Origin of the sequence: Enterococcus sp. CSURQ0835 (genome assembly GCF_902706605.1) — a bacterium.
In the GTDB taxonomy this organism is placed as follows: Bacteria; Bacillota; Bacilli; order Lactobacillales; family Enterococcaceae; genus Enterococcus_A.
This window is the reverse complement of sequence record NZ_CACSLH010000001.1, coordinates 242,203-259,425: the sequence shown is the minus strand read 5'-3', so window position 1 is coordinate 259,425 and position 17,223 is coordinate 242,203. Positions and strand designations below refer to the sequence as shown.

18 protein-coding genes are annotated in these 17,223 nt (G+C 43.5%); 16 read left to right on the top strand and 2 right to left on the bottom strand.

Features of this window, described 5'->3' with window-relative positions; translation table 11 throughout:
- The first annotated feature begins 92 nt into the window (after positions 1-92).
- From tyrS to GVJ38_RS01280, 7 genes are all read left to right on the top strand, one after another.
- Positions 93-1,355: a tyrosine--tRNA ligase gene (tyrS, locus tag GVJ38_RS01310; protein WP_159721358.1), complete on the top strand. Its 1,263-nt coding sequence runs from the start codon at positions 93-95 to the stop codon at positions 1,353-1,355.
- Positions 1,356-1,593: 238 nt separating this feature from the next.
- On the top strand, positions 1,594-2,502 hold the full coding sequence (locus GVJ38_RS01305; RefSeq protein WP_159721357.1) for an AEC family transporter: 909 nt from the start codon (positions 1,594-1,596) through the stop codon (positions 2,500-2,502).
- Between the two features lie 15 nt (positions 2,503-2,517).
- Positions 2,518-3,408, top strand: a complete 891-nt coding sequence (locus tag GVJ38_RS01300) for a deoxyribonuclease IV (RefSeq protein ID WP_159721356.1) — start codon at positions 2,518-2,520, stop codon at positions 3,406-3,408.
- A 197-nt stretch (positions 3,409-3,605) separates the two neighbouring features.
- On the top strand, positions 3,606-3,821 hold the full coding sequence (locus tag GVJ38_RS01295; protein ID WP_159721355.1) for a YneF family protein: 216 nt from the start codon (positions 3,606-3,608) through the stop codon (positions 3,819-3,821).
- Between the two features lie 127 nt (positions 3,822-3,948).
- Positions 3,949-4,863, top strand: coding sequence for a thioredoxin-disulfide reductase (gene trxB, locus GVJ38_RS01290; RefSeq protein WP_159721354.1), 915 nt, complete (start codon positions 3,949-3,951; stop codon positions 4,861-4,863).
- 198 nt (positions 4,864-5,061) lie between these two features.
- Positions 5,062-6,786, top strand: coding sequence for a phospho-sugar mutase (locus GVJ38_RS01285; protein ID WP_159721353.1), 1,725 nt, complete (start codon positions 5,062-5,064; stop codon positions 6,784-6,786).
- A 17-nt stretch (positions 6,787-6,803) separates the two neighbouring features.
- Entirely contained in the window at positions 6,804-7,094 is a 291-nt protein-coding gene (locus GVJ38_RS01280) for an ArsR/SmtB family transcription factor (RefSeq protein WP_159721352.1), read from the top strand.
- A 460-nt stretch (positions 7,095-7,554) separates the two neighbouring features.
- Here the strand turns inward: GVJ38_RS01280 and GVJ38_RS01275 are convergent, their stop codons facing one another.
- Positions 7,555-8,967 (bottom strand): MFS transporter, encoded by a 1,413-nt coding sequence (locus GVJ38_RS01275; protein WP_159721351.1) that lies wholly within the window; start codon positions 8,965-8,967, stop codon positions 7,555-7,557.
- 144 nt (positions 8,968-9,111) lie between these two features.
- A complete protein-coding gene (locus GVJ38_RS01270) occupies positions 9,112-9,972 on the bottom strand; it encodes a pyruvate, water dikinase regulatory protein (RefSeq protein ID WP_159721350.1) in 861 nt (286 codons plus the stop codon).
- 79 nt (positions 9,973-10,051) lie between these two features.
- On the opposite strand from GVJ38_RS01270, the gene GVJ38_RS01265 reads away from it, so the two are divergent.
- The 9 genes from GVJ38_RS01265 to era all read left to right on the top strand — a co-directional run bounded on the left by GVJ38_RS01265 (position 10,052) and on the right by era (position 17,150).
- Positions 10,052-10,483 (top strand): Fur family transcriptional regulator, encoded by a 432-nt coding sequence (locus tag GVJ38_RS01265; RefSeq protein ID WP_159721349.1) that lies wholly within the window; start codon positions 10,052-10,054, stop codon positions 10,481-10,483.
- A 270-nt stretch (positions 10,484-10,753) separates the two neighbouring features.
- On the top strand, positions 10,754-10,930 hold the full coding sequence (rpsU, locus tag GVJ38_RS01260) for a 30S ribosomal protein S21 (protein ID WP_002356740.1): 177 nt from the start codon (positions 10,754-10,756) through the stop codon (positions 10,928-10,930).
- Positions 10,931-10,950: 20 nt separating this feature from the next.
- Positions 10,951-11,397, top strand: a complete 447-nt coding sequence (locus GVJ38_RS01255; RefSeq protein WP_159721348.1) for a GatB/YqeY domain-containing protein — start codon at positions 10,951-10,953, stop codon at positions 11,395-11,397.
- 173 nt (positions 11,398-11,570) lie between these two features.
- The gene (locus tag GVJ38_RS01250; protein ID WP_159721347.1) at positions 11,571-11,843 is read left to right on the top strand and encodes a hypothetical protein; all 273 of its coding nucleotides are present in this window, start codon (positions 11,571-11,573) and stop codon (positions 11,841-11,843) included.
- Between the two features lie 365 nt (positions 11,844-12,208).
- Positions 12,209-13,129, top strand: coding sequence for a PhoH family protein (locus GVJ38_RS01245; RefSeq protein WP_235032775.1), 921 nt, complete (start codon positions 12,209-12,211; stop codon positions 13,127-13,129).
- Between the two features lie 13 nt (positions 13,130-13,142).
- Positions 13,143-15,344, top strand: a complete 2,202-nt coding sequence (locus GVJ38_RS01240; RefSeq protein WP_159721345.1) for an HD family phosphohydrolase — start codon at positions 13,143-13,145, stop codon at positions 15,342-15,344.
- Positions 15,345-15,821 carry an rRNA maturation RNase YbeY gene (gene ybeY, locus GVJ38_RS01235; RefSeq protein ID WP_159721344.1) on the top strand — a complete coding sequence of 159 codons (477 nt, stop codon included), beginning with the start codon at positions 15,345-15,347 and terminating at the stop codon, positions 15,819-15,821.
- Positions 15,805-16,203: a diacylglycerol kinase family protein gene (locus GVJ38_RS01230; protein ID WP_200849432.1), complete on the top strand. Its 399-nt coding sequence runs from the start codon at positions 15,805-15,807 to the stop codon at positions 16,201-16,203. Before ybeY ends, GVJ38_RS01230 begins: the two co-directional genes overlap by 17 nt.
- Positions 16,204-16,250: 47 nt before the next feature.
- Positions 16,251-17,150: a GTPase Era gene (era, locus tag GVJ38_RS01225; RefSeq protein WP_159721342.1), complete on the top strand. Its 900-nt coding sequence runs from the start codon at positions 16,251-16,253 to the stop codon at positions 17,148-17,150.
- The last annotated feature ends 73 nt before the right edge of the window (positions 17,151-17,223 follow it).

The window sequence follows — 17,223 nt, the reverse complement described above, 5'->3', positions numbered from 1 at the left end:
ATAAAAAGCGAAAGTTTTACGGGGAATGCCTTTTATTCGGCGACTTTTTCAGTTACTATGAAACAGTATATATAAAATAAGGAGGCAATACTATGAGCTTGGACTTTTTTCAAGAGTTGGAAGCACGGGGCTTAGTCTTCCAAACCACGGATGAAAAGGCATTAGAAAAACTATTGAATGAAGAGTCTATCAAATTGTATATCGGCTTTGATCCGACTGCAGATAGTTTACATATCGGACACTTGCTACCGATTTTGACCTTACGACGCTTCCAACAAAATGGCCATGTCCCCATCGCGTTAGTGGGTGGCGGAACTGGGATGATCGGAGACCCTTCATTTAAGGATGCCGAACGTCAACTGAATACGTTAGATACAGTGCAAACTTGGTCACAACGTATCAAAGATCAATTGTCACGGTTTATCGATTTTGATAATCGTGAAAACCCAGCGATCATCGAAAATAATTACAACTGGCTTGGCGAGTTGAAGATGATTGATTTCTTGCGGGATGTCGGGAAAAATTTCACCATCAATTACATGATGAGTAAAGAAAGTGTCAAACGCCGGATCGAAACGGGGATCTCATACACCGAATTTGCTTACCAATTATTGCAAGCTTACGATTTTCTTCAATTAAATGAACGCTACGATTGTAAATTGCAATTGGGCGGCAGTGACCAATGGGGCAATATCACATCGGGGATCGAACTCGTACGCCGTGAAAAAAGCAAACAAGTTTACGGTTTGACGATGCCACTTATCACCAAAGCCGATGGAACAAAATTTGGGAAAACAGAAGGCAATGCGGTCTGGCTTGATGCGGATAAAACTTCGCCGTATGAGTTTTACCAATTTTGGATCAACACCGATGACCGTGACGTGATCAAATTCATGAAATACTTTACGTTCTTGCCATTAGCTGAGATCGACGCGATTGAACAAGAATTTGAACAAGCACCGGAAAAACGCTTGGCACAAAAAACGTTGGCTAAAGAAATGACCACTCTTGTTCATGGAAAAACAGCCTATGAACAAGCCTTGCACATCTCAGAAGCACTATTTTCTGGCGAAGTGAAAAACTTGAACGCCGCAGAGATCCAACAAGGTTTCAAAAATGTGCCCAGTTATCAAGTGAGTGCGAGTGATGAGTTGAATTTAGTGGAGATCTTGCTGACTGCTGGCATCGAAAAATCCAAACGGCAAGCGCGCGAAGACATCACAAACGGCGCGATCTATGTCAATGGTGACCGCGTGCAAGATGCCGCGTATGTCTTAAGTGACACAGATAAATTAGCCGAGCGTTACATCGTCTTACGCCGCGGCAAGAAAAAATATTTTGTTTTAGAATTTTAATCACTCTAACAAGGAACGAGGATAGCAACTAGGCTGTCGCTCGTTCCTTGTTTCATAATCTGTGTGCGGCTGGATTTTTTAAGCAAATGATAAAAAAATTGAAAGCCGTAGTAACGGTGGGGAAAATCAACTCAGCTGAACACTTGGTTGATTTGAAAAACGACTCACCAAAGTTGCGACTGAAATAAGTAAATGCTAAAAAATTAACTGATCAAAAAAGGAGCTGACTTAAAAACGCATGACCACTATTTTATTAAATTCTGCCGGATTATTTTTGATCATCGTGCTCGCTTATCTTACTAAGCGCGCCAATTTGTTGAGTAAAGCAGATGGCAATACGCTTTCGCTGATCGTGATCAATGTGACTTTGCCGGCTGCCATCATCGTCAATTTGACGCGTTTAGAAGTCAAACTGAATTTATTATTGTTGATTGTTTTAGGAATCGGGCTGAATTTGTTGTTCGTGTTGTTAGGCGGTGCGTTTTCTCGCAAACAAAAACCCGTTGAACGTGCGTTTATCATGCACTGCGGTTCCGGTTATAATGTAGGGAATTTTGCTTTGCCGTTTGTGCAAAGTTTTTTGCCCCAAGCGATCCCGCTGTTGTCGTTGTTTGATATCGGCAACAGTGTGATGTTAGCAGGTGGTTCAAATGTAGTCGTCGAAGCACTCACGGGCGATGCGGAAAAGCGTCCCAGTCCGGCTTTGATCGCTAAACGTCTCGCACGCTCGGTCCCATTTTTAGTCTATCTGGTGATGCTTATATTGCGCAGTTTTGCCATCGAGTTGCCAAAAGAGGTGACGCAAGTAATCCAGCCGATCGCAAGCGCGAATACTTTTTTGTCGATGTTTATGATCGGTTTGTTTTTAGAATTACGCTTACCGCGAAAAGAATTGAATTTAGTCGGTCGCCTGTTAGCGATCAAGTATGGGTTTGGTTTAGCCATTGCCGTTTTGTTCGCGCTGTTGCCATTGCCGGCGATCATCAAGCTCGTCTTGTGTTTACTTGCGATCGGTCCGGTTCCGACATTTGGCGTGATCAGCAGTGTCAATGCGGGAATGCGTGCGGAAGTGGTAGGCTTTACTTCATCACTGAGTTTTTTGATCAGTTTGCCACTGATGACGGCGATGCTGCTAGTGACACTATAATAGGAGGAAGAAAATATGTTGATCGGATCACATGTAAGTCTGAAAGGAAAAGAAATGTTACTCGGCGCGGCTAAAGAAGCAGCGAGTTATGAGGCGACGACGTTTATGATCTACAGCGGTGCGCCCCAAAATACGCGGCGCAAACCAATTGAAGAGATGAATATTCCAGCCGGGGAAGCTTTTATGGCCGAGCATGGCTTGTCTAATATCGTGATGCACGCGCCTTATATTATCAATCTCGGCAATACAAAAAAACCCGAGATGTTCCCGTTTGCAGTCCAATTTTTAAAAGATGAGATCATGCGCGCTGAAGCATTAGGCGCAACGCAAATCACGTTGCACCCTGGAGCTCACGTCGGTGCAGGTGTTGAAGCGGGCTTAGATCAGATCATCAAAGGGTTGAATGAAGTCTTGACGGAAACGCAAAAACCAAAGATCGCTCTGGAGACGATGGCAGGAAAAGGCACGGAGCTTGGGAAAACCTTTGAAGAACTCGCGTATATCATCAATGGCGTAACGCTAAACGAAAAACTTTCCGTGACCTTTGACACTTGTCACACTAACGATGCCGGCTATAATGTTAAAACTGATTTTGCTGGGGTGATGGTAGAATTTGATCGCGTGATCGGCTTAGAGCGCCTGCAAGTCTTGCACATCAATGACTCGAAAAATCCTATGGGTTCCCATAAAGATCGCCATGCCAACATTGGCTTTGGCACGATCGGTTTTGACGCGTTGAATCAAATCGTCCACGATGAACGGTTTTCTCATGTTTCCAAAATTTTAGAAACACCTTATGTGGGAGCGGATAAAAAGACGGCGTATCCCCCTTACAAAAAAGAGATCGCGATGTTTAAAACGGAAACTTTTGATCCCAATGCCTTTCCAGAATTGTTAGAATCCTAGAGCTGTGCTGGAAGTGTTTTTGAGGGAAAGTTGAAGTTGGATTCAGCTGAGAACTAAACTGAATTTTAAACTGCGGCGCGACAGATAAATAACGCAGCAACTTTAAGGAATCTTTGAAGTTCGCGAAAACACCTTTTCTTTTGGCAGAAGTTTTAGTAAAATGAGGTAGCAATTCCATAGAAGGGAGCGGTGAAAAAATGTCAACTGGTTTAGTTGTGTTGATTGCAGTGATTGCTTTGTTGTTAGGAGCAGTCGGCGGCTTTTTCTTAGCCCGTAAATATATGCAAGATTACTTCAAAAAGAATCCTCCGATCAATGAGGACATGTTACGTCAAATGATGATGTCGATGGGTCAAAAACCTTCCGAGAAAAAAATTCGTCAAATGATGCAGCAAATGAAAAATCAAAACTAAGTTACGCAAACGACGTGAAATGTTTTCGCGTCGTTTTCTTTCGATTGATCGACACTTGACAGCTTAAGCAGAAAATTCGACAGAATGCCTGCGGGGCGGTAAAGTAAAGCCGAATGGGGGAATCACAATGTATGACGTAATCGTTATCGGCGCGGGCCCAGCAGGGATGACCGCGGCGTTATATGCTTCACGCTCGAATCTATCTGTTTTATTGATCGAACGTGGCGCGCCCGGTGGACAAATGAATAACACCGCTGAAGTAGAAAATTATCCAGGCTTTGAATCTATCATGGGGCCGGAACTCGCTCAAAAAATGTATGATGGCGTGACGAAATTCGGCACGAAAAATGCGTACGGGATCGTCCAAGATATCAAAGATCATGGCGATTATAAAGAAGTGATCTGTGAAGAGGAGACGTATCAAGGGAAAACCGTGATCGTCGCAACTGGATGTGTCCATCGTAAACTGGGCGTTAATGGTGAAGAAAATTTTGCTGGTCGCGGCGTTTCGTATTGTGCGGTCTGTGATGGCGCCTTTTTCCGTAACAAACGATTGCTCGTTGTCGGCGGCGGTGATTCAGCCGTTGAAGAAGCGATCTATTTGACACGCTTTGCTTCTGAAGTTGTGATCGTGCATCGTCGGGATGAGTTACGGGCACAAAAGATCATCCAAGATCGTGCCTTTGCCAATGACAAAATTTCTTTTCTTTGGGACAGTGTCGTTGAAGAGATCACTGGAAATGACATGGTCGTGACTGGTGCCAAAGTCAGAAACGTCAAAACAGGTGATGTTCACGAAGAGCCAGCTGACGGCGTCTTTATCTATGTTGGGTTGGAACCGTTGACGGAACCGTTCAAAGAGTTAGGAATTTTAAATGCAGCCGGTTGGATCGAAACCGATGATCACATGAACACGAAGATCCCAGGTGTCTTTGCAGTTGGGGACGCGCGGGAAAAAGATCTACGTCAGATCACGACCGCAGTTGGCGAAGGCGGGATCGCCGGTCAACAAGTTTATAAATATATCGAAGAAAATCATTAAGCAAGCACGCTTTGAATAAACAGTAAGTTCAAGCTGCGCTGAGTAAAGGAGTGGGACGAGATCGTGCCACTTCTTTTTTGATTGGTTTTGCTCAAGTAGACTAGAAGCAGCCGCTGTTTTTTTATTAAGCTTTTCTTTGCTGAATATCTGAGGAATGGTATACTTTATAGGTAAGAAAAATTGAAAGAGGTGTTCTTCATGTCTTGGGAACAAGTTTATGAACAGTGGGTTAATTCAGACAAATTAGATGACAAAATGAAAGCGGAGTTAAAGGATTTAGGAAAAGATCCAGAATTAAAAAAAGATGCTTTTTATAAACCGTTAGAATTCGGAACGGCGGGGATGCGCGGAATCTTAGGACCAGGTGTCAATCGGATGAATATTTTCACAGTGCGACAAGCGACAGAAGGTCTGGCACGTTTTATGGACACACAAGATCCGGAAACGCGTCGGCGGGGCGTTGCGATCGCGTATGATTCACGTCATATGTCACCAGAGTTTGCGATGGAAGCAGCAAAGACATTAGCGAAACACGATATTCCAGCCTTTGTTTTTGAAAGTTTGCGCCCAACGCCTGAACTTTCATTTGCGGTTCGTCATTTACAGGCATTTACGGGAATCATGATCACGGCTTCGCATAATCCAGCTGAATACAACGGTTATAAAGTATATGGTGAAGACGGTGGCCAGATGCCGCCAGAAGACGCGGACGCATTGACCAAATTTGTCCGGGAGATCGATGATCCATTAGAGATCCAAGTTTTAAGTGATGAAGAAGTAAGACATAGCGGACTAGTCAACATTATTGGAGAAGAAGTCGATGAAGCGTATTTGAAAGAAGTCAAAACTGTGACCATCAACCAAGCTTTAGTCAATGAAATGGGCAAAGATCTGAAATTGATCTACACACCATTACACGGGACTGGGAAAATGTTAGGCGAACGGGCATTGAAACAAGCAGGCTTTGAACAGTTCAAACTCGTTCCAGAACAAGCGGTAGCTGATCCTGAATTTTCAACGGTCAAATCACCAAACCCGGAAGATCCAGCAGCCTTTGAATACGCGATTAAATTAGGCGAACAAGAAGACGCCGATTTGTTGATCGCAACTGACCCTGATGCCGATCGTTTGGGAGCTGCGGTGCGTTTGCCAGATGGTTCTTATCAAGTCTTGACCGGTAACCAAATCGGGGCGCTAATGGTGCGCTACATTTTAGAAGCGCATAAACAAGCGGGTACTTTACCGGAAAATGCAGTCGTGTTGAAATCGATCGTCTCAAGTGAATTGCCAACTGCGATCGCGAAAAATTATCGCGTGGGCATGGTGAACGTCTTGACTGGATTCAAATTTATCGCTGAAAAGATCAAACAATACGAACAAGATCACAGCCACACCTTCATGTTTGGGTTTGAAGAAAGTTACGGCTATTTGATCAAACCATTCGTACGCGACAAAGATGCGATCCAAGCGTTAGTTTTACTAGCTGAAGTTGCTGCTTATTACAAAAAACAAGGTCAAAACTTGCACGACGGCTTAGAAGAAATTTTCAAAGAGTACGGCTATTACGCTGAAAAAACGATTTCGGTCACTTTCAGTGGAACAGAAGGCGCTGAAAAGATCCAAGCAATCATCGAAAAATTACGCGAAGAAGCACCAAAAGAATTTGCCGGTAGTGAAGTATTATTGACCGAAGATTATTTGAAACAAGAATCGGTGGATGCAAATGGTGTAACGCAAAAATTATTGACGCCAGCTGCAGATGTGTTGAAATACATCACACTAGATGAAACTTGGATCGCGGTTCGTCCGTCTGGAACGGAACCGAAGATCAAATTATATATCGGGGTCAAAGGTCATTCCCCTGAAGAAGCCAAACAAAAATTAGCCGATTATGAAGCGGAGTTACGCAAAATCACTGAATAACAGAAAAGAGGGAGCGGATGTCAGATCACGCCGCAGAGATCCAAACTGTCAGTCAGCTATTTAAAATTTTAGGCGATCCGACGCGTTTGCGAATTTTATTATTTTTAGAAAAAGGGGAGCGTAATGTCTCGGCCATCAGTGAAGCTTTGACGATGGAACAGTCGGCCGTTTCCCATCAGTTAAAATTGTTGCGGGACAATCGATTGGTAAAAGCTCGCCGTGACGGCAAAGCGATGTTGTACAGTTTAGATGACCACCACGTGTTGGATATCTTAGAGCAAACCTTTGAACACGTCTCACATCATTAAAAAAACGATCTGCGAATTTTTTCGCAGATCGTTTTTTGGTTCCATTATTTTCACTTCAACGGTTGGATTTTAGCTAAAAGATTCGTTTATAAAGATGAGAGGAGCTGTTGAAGATGAAAAAATATGTTTCACCGTGGACGGTCAAACAATTATTTACGCTAAAAGTCAAAACGTTAGAGCAGCGTTTTACTAAATTATATGAGACTGAGACTGATGGCGTGTTGGTGATCAAGTTGATCACGATTTTACACGTTCGAAATAATCTTTGTAACGAAGTGATCGATCGACCGTGTCTAGCTTTAGCCCGCGAGATTTTCCAAACGCAACGGTTGCGCCGCCAGCTAAAACGCAATCTTTTTTACTTTGTCGATTATTTTTCTGCTGACGAATGGCAAAAAATCTTAGTGCGCTTGCAGACCTTTGCCGAAAAATTCAGTTCACAACTTCAACTGTTGTTAGCTCAAGTCGTTGGTTGCTTAGTCGTCTTCAATGACAAGATCCCGAGTAATAAGGCGATCAAAGACAAGATCGTAGCTAAGATGAAGACATTGCGAAAGGCAGTTAAAAAAGTCAGGCCTAAAGTCGGCGTGATCACTTTGACGTGGCCGAGTTGGCTAAAGAGTAAGGTCGCACCAAAACTGTTACCGATCGTCATCCCGAGAGTGCGGAAAAAGGAATTCAACGAGCCCGCCACACCGGAATGGGCTTTAGAAATAAACGACATCCCTAGCGAATTGTTCGGAGATAAAAATAATCCCAGACCGACACCATTCAATACGATCGGCGTTAAAATCACCCACCAATTGAAACGGCCGCCATAAAAAACATACGCCGCTTGGGAGATGGCTAAGATGGAAAGCCCTGTCAACGTCAGCCAGTGACTGTTGATCCGATCGGCTAAAAAACCAGCGACGGGGGTGATAAACGCCATCACGACTGACTGAACGCCGATGATCAAACCAGTTTTAGCAGCTGGTAAGCCGAGAAAACTTTGCAAATAAAAAGGTAATAAAATATTGGAGATCATATTGATCAGCATCGCAAAAAGTAAAATCGTGACCGTTGCCATGAAGCCGCGATTATGTAAGACGGAAGGTTCGATCCAAGGGTGAGGTGCGTGGTCGTCTTGAAAGAAAGAGTAGATGGTCACGACCAGTCCAATGACGAGCATCGCCAGTCCGAGCCACATTTGACCTGTTTGGTGTAAAAACAAAGTGCTGACAAAAAAGAGGACGATCCCACCCATAAATAAAAATTGCCCGGTCCAATTGGCTTCTTGCAAGACTCGTTTCGTTTGACCGGCAGCAAGGGGCGAAAAGGCAAAAATTTTACGGGTCAAGACCATCAAGATCAGACCAGCTGGAACATTGATCAAAAAAATCCACCGCCAACTTGCTGCCCCTAAGATCAAACCGCCTAAAGACGGTCCCGCGATATTTCCGAGATTCATGAACAACGAGACAGTAGCGATCGCCTCGCCGCGTTTACCTGGCAACGCATTGTCTGAGGTCAATCCCATCGAAGTCGCTAAGATCATCCCGCCGCCCACGGCTTGAACGATTCGGCCGAAAAGCAACATCAAAAAATTCAAACTCAGACCATCGATCAATGAACCGGCCGTAAAAAAGATCCCGCCCCAAAAAAAGACGCGCTCTTTTGACAGCTGATCGCCTAAATAGCCAAATAAAACTAATAAGATCGTTGTTGTCATGAGTCCTGTTTGAACGATCCAAGTTGAAGCGTTGTTTGAGATCGCTAACTGGCGACTGATCTCTGGCAAAGCCAAATTAGTGCTGGCACCAGATAAACCCGTCAGCAGCGAAAAAACACCTAAGATCAAAATGATCGCATTGCGATTGCGTGTTGTTTCCATTTGAATCAGCTCCTAAATATGGAGAGTTCCCCTTGACTGGAAAATAGCACCGAACGAAGCGATTTGCAACTATTCTTACTTTTAGTACGAAATGATTTGTTCAAGCAAAAAACCGCGAACATGATCGTTCACGGTTTTTTAGTGTTACTCCTCATCGTCGTCTTGCATAAAGTAATAGCTGTGGTCTTCGAGATCTAAGGCGCTCATGATCATCGCGGCGGTCTCTTCAATTGAAAGGGACGCGACATTGATCACGACACAACCTAATTTTTCGTACAAGTCATTAGCAAAATCGAGTTCGGCTTGGATCTTGTTGCGATCGGAATAAGCAGTTTCTGGATTTAAACCGTATGCCCGCATCCGTTCTTTGCGAATATCGATCAAGACTTCAGGATCGTTGGTCAAGCCGACGATTTTTTTAGGATCGACTTCAAAGAGTTGTTTGGGAATATGGGCTTGCGGAATCAGCGGCAAGTTGGCGACTTTTAAATTTTTGTTTGCTAAATACAAACTCAGCGGCGTCTTGGAAGTCCGAGAAACACCCAGTAAGATCACATCGGCTTCTAAAAAACCGCGGGGATCTTTTCCGTCATCATATTTGACTGCAAATTCCATCGCTTTGATCCGCTTGAAATAATTGTCATTCAAATGGTGGAGTGCGCCGGCTTCATTAGCTGGCGCGATCTTAGCCCGGTGGGCGATCTCAGTGACGACTGGGTTCAATAAATCCATATGGAAAAGATCTTCTTTGATACAAAATTCTTCCGCGATGCTGGAAAGCTCCGGGTCGATCAACGTATGGATGACCATACCGTTTTCTTGTTTTGCGTCTTGCAATGCTTTTAGCAATAAGTCTTTTGAATGAATGAAGGTACGGCGGAAAAGACAAAACTCCACTGTCGGATATTGCGCCATACAAGCTTGCGCTAATTTAGTTGCCGTTTCACCGGCTGAATCAGAAATGACGAACATCGTGACGAGGTCAGTTTGTTTTTCATTGTTCATGAAAAATCCTCCTTGCATTTGTCGATAGCTTATTATACCATAATTTTATTCAGAATCATTACGGTTTGGAGGGCGACCCATGATGGAGACGACACTATTAGAAAAAGCACTAGTAAAAGTCAAAGAAAACGGCTTGAAGTATACGAAAAAACGCGAAGCTTTATTACAGTTTTTGATCAAAAACAATCGCTATGTAGCAGCAAGAGAAATTTATGATTTTCTTAACGAATGTTTTCCCGGGCTGAGTTATGATACCGTGTACCGCAACTTGCGGGAATTTTGTGATATCGGGATCGTAGAAGACACCGAGTTTCAAGGGGAGATGAAGTTCCGTTTCAGTTGCAGCGGAAATTTTAGTCATCACCATCATTTTATTTGTACGGTGTGCGGCAAAACGAAAGAGTTGGAATTATGCCCAATGGATTTTTTCCAAGAGCAGCTGGATGATTACGAGATCGACGGCCATCGCTTTGAACTCTATGGGAAATGTCCGGCATGCCGAAATAAATAAAATTTTTAGACTAGAAGTAAGCGGCTACCACTTCCTTAAAAAATGTAAAAAGGCAATCAAATGGCGCTACAGTAGTAAGAACAGCCAAACCATAACGAATGCAGACTGACCTTGTGAAAATTAATTTAAGCTAGCACGCTAAAAATCGTCAGACTGCCTTGACTGAAAAGTTGGGATTAGCTATAATGACTTATGGACGGTCTTGTTTTTTTGAACGTAAATTCAATAACACAAACGGTTACTTTTTAAGCTCGGAGGGAGGGAATTTACATGTCAAAAACAGTGGTTCGTAAAAATGAATCTCTTGACGATGCTCTTCGTCGCTTCAAACGTTCCGTTTCTAAAGCGGGAACTCTGCAAGAATCTCGTAAACGTGAATTTTATGAAAAACCAAGTGTGAAACGTAAGAAAAAATCAGAAGCAGCTAGAAAACGTAAAAAATTCTAGTCGTTGATGGGAGTGATTAGGTGTCACTACTTGCAACTTTGAACGCGGATATGAAACAAGCGATGAAAGCTAAAGACAAAGAGACTTTGCAAGTCATCCGGATGTTAAAAGCCGCACTTCAAAAAGAGCAGATCGATGCTGGACGGGATTTGAATGACGAAGAAGAATTGACCGTTTTATCACGTGAGATGAAACAACGGCGCGATTCTTTAGCGGAATTTGAAAAAGCTGGCCGCGACGATCTCATTGCAGATGTTAAAAAGGAGATCGCGATCGTAGAGAAATATTTGCCGGCACAACTTTCTGAATCAGAAATTCGTGATATCGTAAAAGCTGCGATTGAAAAGACTGGCGCGACTTCACCAAAGGAATTCGGCAAAGTCATGGGTGCTGTGATGCCGCAAGTCAAAGGCAAAGCAGACGGTAACCAAGTCAACGCGGTCGTCAAAGAACTTTTAAATCAGTAATGGTTAAACCACTGAGCTTCGGCTTGGTGGTTTTTTTGTGGTTTCAGATAGGAAGTCACGCATGTTGATCGAACATAAAGTGGTAATTGCCTTTTTGTTGTGAGGCGTTTATAGTATAACAGTGGAATAAATTAGTTTTTGGCGGACTTCGCTCAACCATGAGGAGGAATGCCATGAAAAAATACGGTGCTTTTTCTCTCACTGCAAAGGAGAACAAAGTGGAATTTGTCAGCATCATCAGAGCGATTTGTATGATGAGTGCGTTAGTAGCCAAAATTCCTGGCGGCGTGATGATCTTCGAATCAGCTGCTTTAGTCTATCTGCTTGTTTCATTTAGGAAGTGCATTCGCGATGAGCGAATAGCAAAGCTTAAATATAAATCCGACTCGGAAAAATCCAGTCGGAGCAACAAGCAAAAAAGGCATAAAAAAAACCGTATTCGCTAGGCCAGCGTACGGTTTAAGATAAGTAATGAAAACCTGAGCGAAGTCTAGCAAAAAACTAGCTCCACACGAGAAGTCTGATGGCAGTCAGGCTTCTTTTTTATCGCAACGTCATTATAACATATAGTAAACTGAAACTCTAGTACAGGTGGTTGCCTCTCGTAAGCTCCCCAAGTAGACAAATCCGGGCTCAAACGTTTAGACTAGCGACATCTTTTAATTTCTTAAGTTCCGTTTTAGGAAGATTTTTCTTTCATGGACATTGTGGTATGATAGGAAAGAATATGGTTAGAGGAGATGAACTTTTTTTGGAAAATAACGATTTCGAGTCGTTGGAAATAAAATTGAATGAAAAAGATGACATCAGCATGCTGTTGGGAACGCACGACAAGCATGTAAAATTTTTAGAAGACAACACGAATGTGACCATCAACACGCGCGGTGAGATGATCCAAGTGATCGGTCCAAAAGCAGAGATCAAAATGGTAGCCGATATTATTCGGTCGTTGCAACTTTTGATCAGCCGCGGCGTAAAAGTAACGACGCCTGATGTGATGACGGCATTGCGTTTAGCGCAAGAAAATCATTTAGATGAATTTGTCATGATGTATGAAGAAGAGATCTTGAAAGATCGCAACGGAAAACCGATCCGACCGAAGACATTAGGGCAAAGTCAATACGTCCATGCGATTGAAAAATCAGATGTCGTGTTCGGAATCGGCCCGGCCGGAACTGGGAAGACTTACTTAGCGATCGTCATGGCGATCGCCGCTTTGAAAAAAGGCCAAGTTCAACGGATCATTTTGACGCGGCCAGCGGTAGAAGCTGGCGAGAGTTTAGGTTTTTTGCCAGGAGATCTGAAAGAAAAAGTCGATCCTTATTTGCGGCCAATGTATGACGCGTTGCACCAGATTTTTGGTGTCGAACACACGAATCGTTTGTTAGAACGGGGCGTGATCGAGATCGCACCGCTAGCTTACATGCGGGGTCGGACGTTAGATGATGCATTTGTCATTTTAGATGAGGCGCAAAATACGACGATCATGCAGATGAAAATGTTTTTGACGCGTCTAGGTTTTAATTCGAAGATGGTAGTTAATGGCGATGTCAGCCAGATCGATTTGCCAAAAGGTCAGTTGAGTGGCTTAGTTCACGCTGAGCGAACGTTGAAAGGAATCAAAAAAATCAAATTTATCACATTTGAAGCCGGCGATGTAGTCAGACACCCTGTCGTTGCGGAAATCATCCAGGCTTACGAGAAAGAAAATCTGCGTCACCGCGAAGCCTAGATCGGAGGATGTTATGCTAAATCAACCCATCGACGCATTGCGCAAAAAATTCGGCGCAAACTTTATTCCCCTTATCTTAGGGATTTTTTCCTTACTTTTGATCGCCCTCATGGTTACGAGCGTGCGGCAAAAAAGTGTCGATTATAAAGAAGGTCAAGTAGCTTCTGAGAGTATTCGAGCCAATAAAACGATCGAAAATAAAGCTGAGACCCAACAAAAACGCCAATTAGCAGCAGAAGCTGTGACTCCGGAGTATACGTATCAGCCGGACTTGGCCAAAGAACAACACGACCGGATCAGCCAATTGATCGACTTGATCCAAAAGACGAACAGTGAACTAGATAAGAGTTATCAAAATAAAATCGCGCAAGCTAAAAATGGCGAAGGCGTGGCCCAGCCAACAGTGGATGAACGAGTAGCGGCTGTGAAAAAGAATTTTGAAAACCTCAATCAAGATGATGTCAGTTTTTATCAAAAGCTGCCAGACGGTTTTTATCAAGCGATCGTTCAGCTGGACAGTGATTCATTGAATCAAGTGGAAAGCGACAGTTTGAAACTGATCGATGAACAGATGGCTAAGCGGATTCGGACGGATAATTTAGCGAGTTATAAGCAAGAAGCTGTCGATAAAATTTTGGAGTTGAACTTGTCTGATGACAGCAGTGAAGCGCTCCGCTATTTGATCGAAAGCGGGATCGTTGTCAATGATTCGTTAAATGAAAAGCGAACGGATGAATTAAAAGCACAAGCGAAAGCTTCCGTATCACCGGTCATGATCTATCAAGGAGAGATCATCGTCAGAGAGGGCAGCCAGATCGATGCCAATGCCATCAATAAATTGAAATTATTGGGCATGACGAGCTCCGGCACGTCGATCTTTCCATTAGTCGCCATGATTTTAGCCGTGGGGTTACAAGCCATTGTCTTACTGTATTACAGTCGGCAGTACGAAGTTGAATTTCAACGGGTCCGCTTCATTTTATTTTATGCGGCGACCATGACCTTTAGTTTAGTTTTGATGAAATTTTTGCAAGTTTTCCAAAGTGATGGCTCCAGCAATCTTGGTTTATTTTTCCCGGCGGCTTTTACGCCACTTGTGCTGACGGTTTTTGCTAATCGCCGTGCCGGTAGCTTAGCGGCGGTTTTTCAAACGATCTTTGCCTTATTCGTGTATTATAATGCGATCGGGACGAATACCTTGACGGTTATGCTGATGACCTATTTATTTGCTGGGATTTTAGCGATCATGGTCAAACAGCAAAAAATCTCCAATCAAACAAAACAGGCCTTTTTGTGGATCGTGTTGTTTCCACTGCTATGGGCATTAGTCCTAGTGATCTATCAAGGCTTATCGTTTGGTGATGGCAAAACGTGGGAGACGATTTTTTGTGCCTTAGCGGGCTCCTTATTGTCCTTTTTACTCGGGATGGGCTTGCAACCGTATATTGAATTATTGGTCACTGATAACGGGGTGATCACGTTGAATGAATTGAGTAACCCGAATCATCCGTTGTTGAAACAATTGTTAGAAGAAGCACCGGGAACGTATCATCATTCCATGATGGTAGCCAACCTTTCAGCAAATGCCGTCGCTGAGATCGGCGGGCGCTCGCTCTTGACGCGGGTGGCTTGTTATTACCACGATATCGGCAAGATCCGTCACGCGAATTTCTTTGTAGAAAATCTACCGCCGGGTGCGGAAAATCCCCACAATTTCTTATTGCCAGAAGATAGTAAACAAATCATTTTCGGGCACGTGATCGAAGGGGCGAAGATCTTAAAAGAATACAAGATGCCAAAGATGGTGATTGATATTTGTTACCAGCATCACGGCACGACTTTGATGAAATATTTTTATGTGAAAGCTAAAGAACGCAATCCCGATATCACTGAAGCCGAATTTCGTTATCCAGGACCAAAACCGCAAACACGCGAAGCTGGTGTGGTCAGTATCGCAGATAGTTGTGAAGCGGCGGTGCGAGCGATGGATCATCCTTCTATTGATAAGATCACCGAATTTGTTCACAGCTTGATCGAAGAACGGATCTCTGATAGTCAGTTGGATGAATCAGGACTGACGATGGGAGAGATCCGCGTCGTAGAAAAATCATTGATCAGCAGTTTGAGTTCGACTTTCCATTCACGGATCAAATATCCGAAAATGAAATCAGAAGCCGAAAAGATGAAAGAAGAACAAGATAAAGGAGCCAACTAAATGGACGTCACATTCATTGATGAGACTAACCAAGTCTCAGAAGAAAAAATCAAAGAAATCGATGATCTGCTACAATTTGCAGCTGATTATTTGAAGTTACCGGAAGACACAGAGATGTCCGTTACTTTTATGGACAACGCTGCGATCCAAGTGATCAACCGTGACTACCGTGGCAAAGATGCCCCGACTGATGTGATCAGTTTTGCTTTAGAAGAAGAAAGTGATGATGAGGTCCCCGTCGTTTTTGAAGATGGCGACGATCCATTGCCCCGTAACTTAGGCGATATCATGATCTCGATCGAACGGGCAAAAGAGCAAGCGCAAGATTATGGTCACAGCTATGATCGCGAGTTAGGTTTTTTAGCGGTCCACGGATTTTTACACATCAATGGGTATGATCATATGAACCCGGAAGATGAAAAAGAGATGTTCGGTCTGCAGAAAGAGATCTTGGATGCCTATGGACTTAAAAGATAGAACGAAAAAAAATAAGCACTTTATCAATTCACTGGAATTTGCGATCCAAGGCGTCAAAACGGTCTTCAAAGAGGAGCGGAATATGCGCAAACATGTGGTGTTCGGCGGACTTGCGATCATTGCAGGCCTGATCTTTCAATTGAATCGAATCGAATGGCTGTGGTTGCTGTTAGCGATCTTTCTCGTTTGGATCGTCGAGATCATCAATACGGTCTTTGAAAATGTCGTGGACATGGTGACGGATTATCATTTCCATCCGATCGGTAAAAAAATCAAAGACATGGCAGCCGGAGCGGTGTTATTGACGTCGCTGTTTTCTGTGGTCGTGGGCTTGATTTTATTTATCCCTAAACTGATCGAGCTAGTGAAAGAATTGTTTTAAGAGCGTAGTTGGCTATTAATACTACGCTACTAAGGAAGGAATAAATTATGACAGAACATAAATCAGGTTTTGTAGCGATCGTTGGTCGACCAAATGTCGGCAAATCGACGCTTTTAAACCGCATCGTAGGTCAAAAGATCGCGATCATGAGTGACAAAGCGCAAACGACGCGCAATAAGATCCAAGGTGTGTATACGACAGATGACGCGCAAGTAGTCTTTATCGATACGCCAGGGATCCATAAACCAAAACACCGGCTGGGCGATTACATGGTGGAAGCCGCCTATAGCGCATTGCGAGAAGTCGACGCGATCTTGTTTATGATCAGCGCAGATCAAAAACGCGGTCGCGGCGATGATTTTATTTTAGAACGGTTGAAAAAGCAAAACGTCCCCGTCTATTTGATCATCAATAAGATCGATAAAATCCATCCCGATGATTTGCTTGGGATCATTGACGATTATCGGCAAGTGATGGATTTCAAAGAAGTGATCCCGATCTCAGCGACTGAAGGCAACAATGTCGATAACTTGTTGACGACGTTGGTCAATCAAATGCCTGCTGGTCCCCAATATTTTCCTGATGATCAAGTGACCGATCACCCCGAATTTTTCATCGTATCTGAATTGGTGCGGGAAAAAGTTCTGTTTTTGACGCGAGATGAAGTCCCTCATTCAGTGGCGGTAGTGACTGATTCCATGAAGCGAGATGAAAATGACAAAGTCCATATCCAAGCAACGATCATCGTGGAACGGACGAGCCAAAAAGGGATCATCATCGGTAAAGGCGGCAAGATGTTGAAAAATATTGGCACGCAAGCTCGAAAGGATATCGAACGGTTACTAGGGGACAAAGTCTATCTCGAATTGTGGGTCAAAGTCCAAAAAGATTGGCGTGACAAACAAGTCTACCTTAAAGACTACGGTTATCGCAAAGATGATTACTAAAAAATAGCTGTGACCACATTTGTCTTACCGATTAGCAACGTGGTCACAACTTGAAACGAACAACTGGGATCGC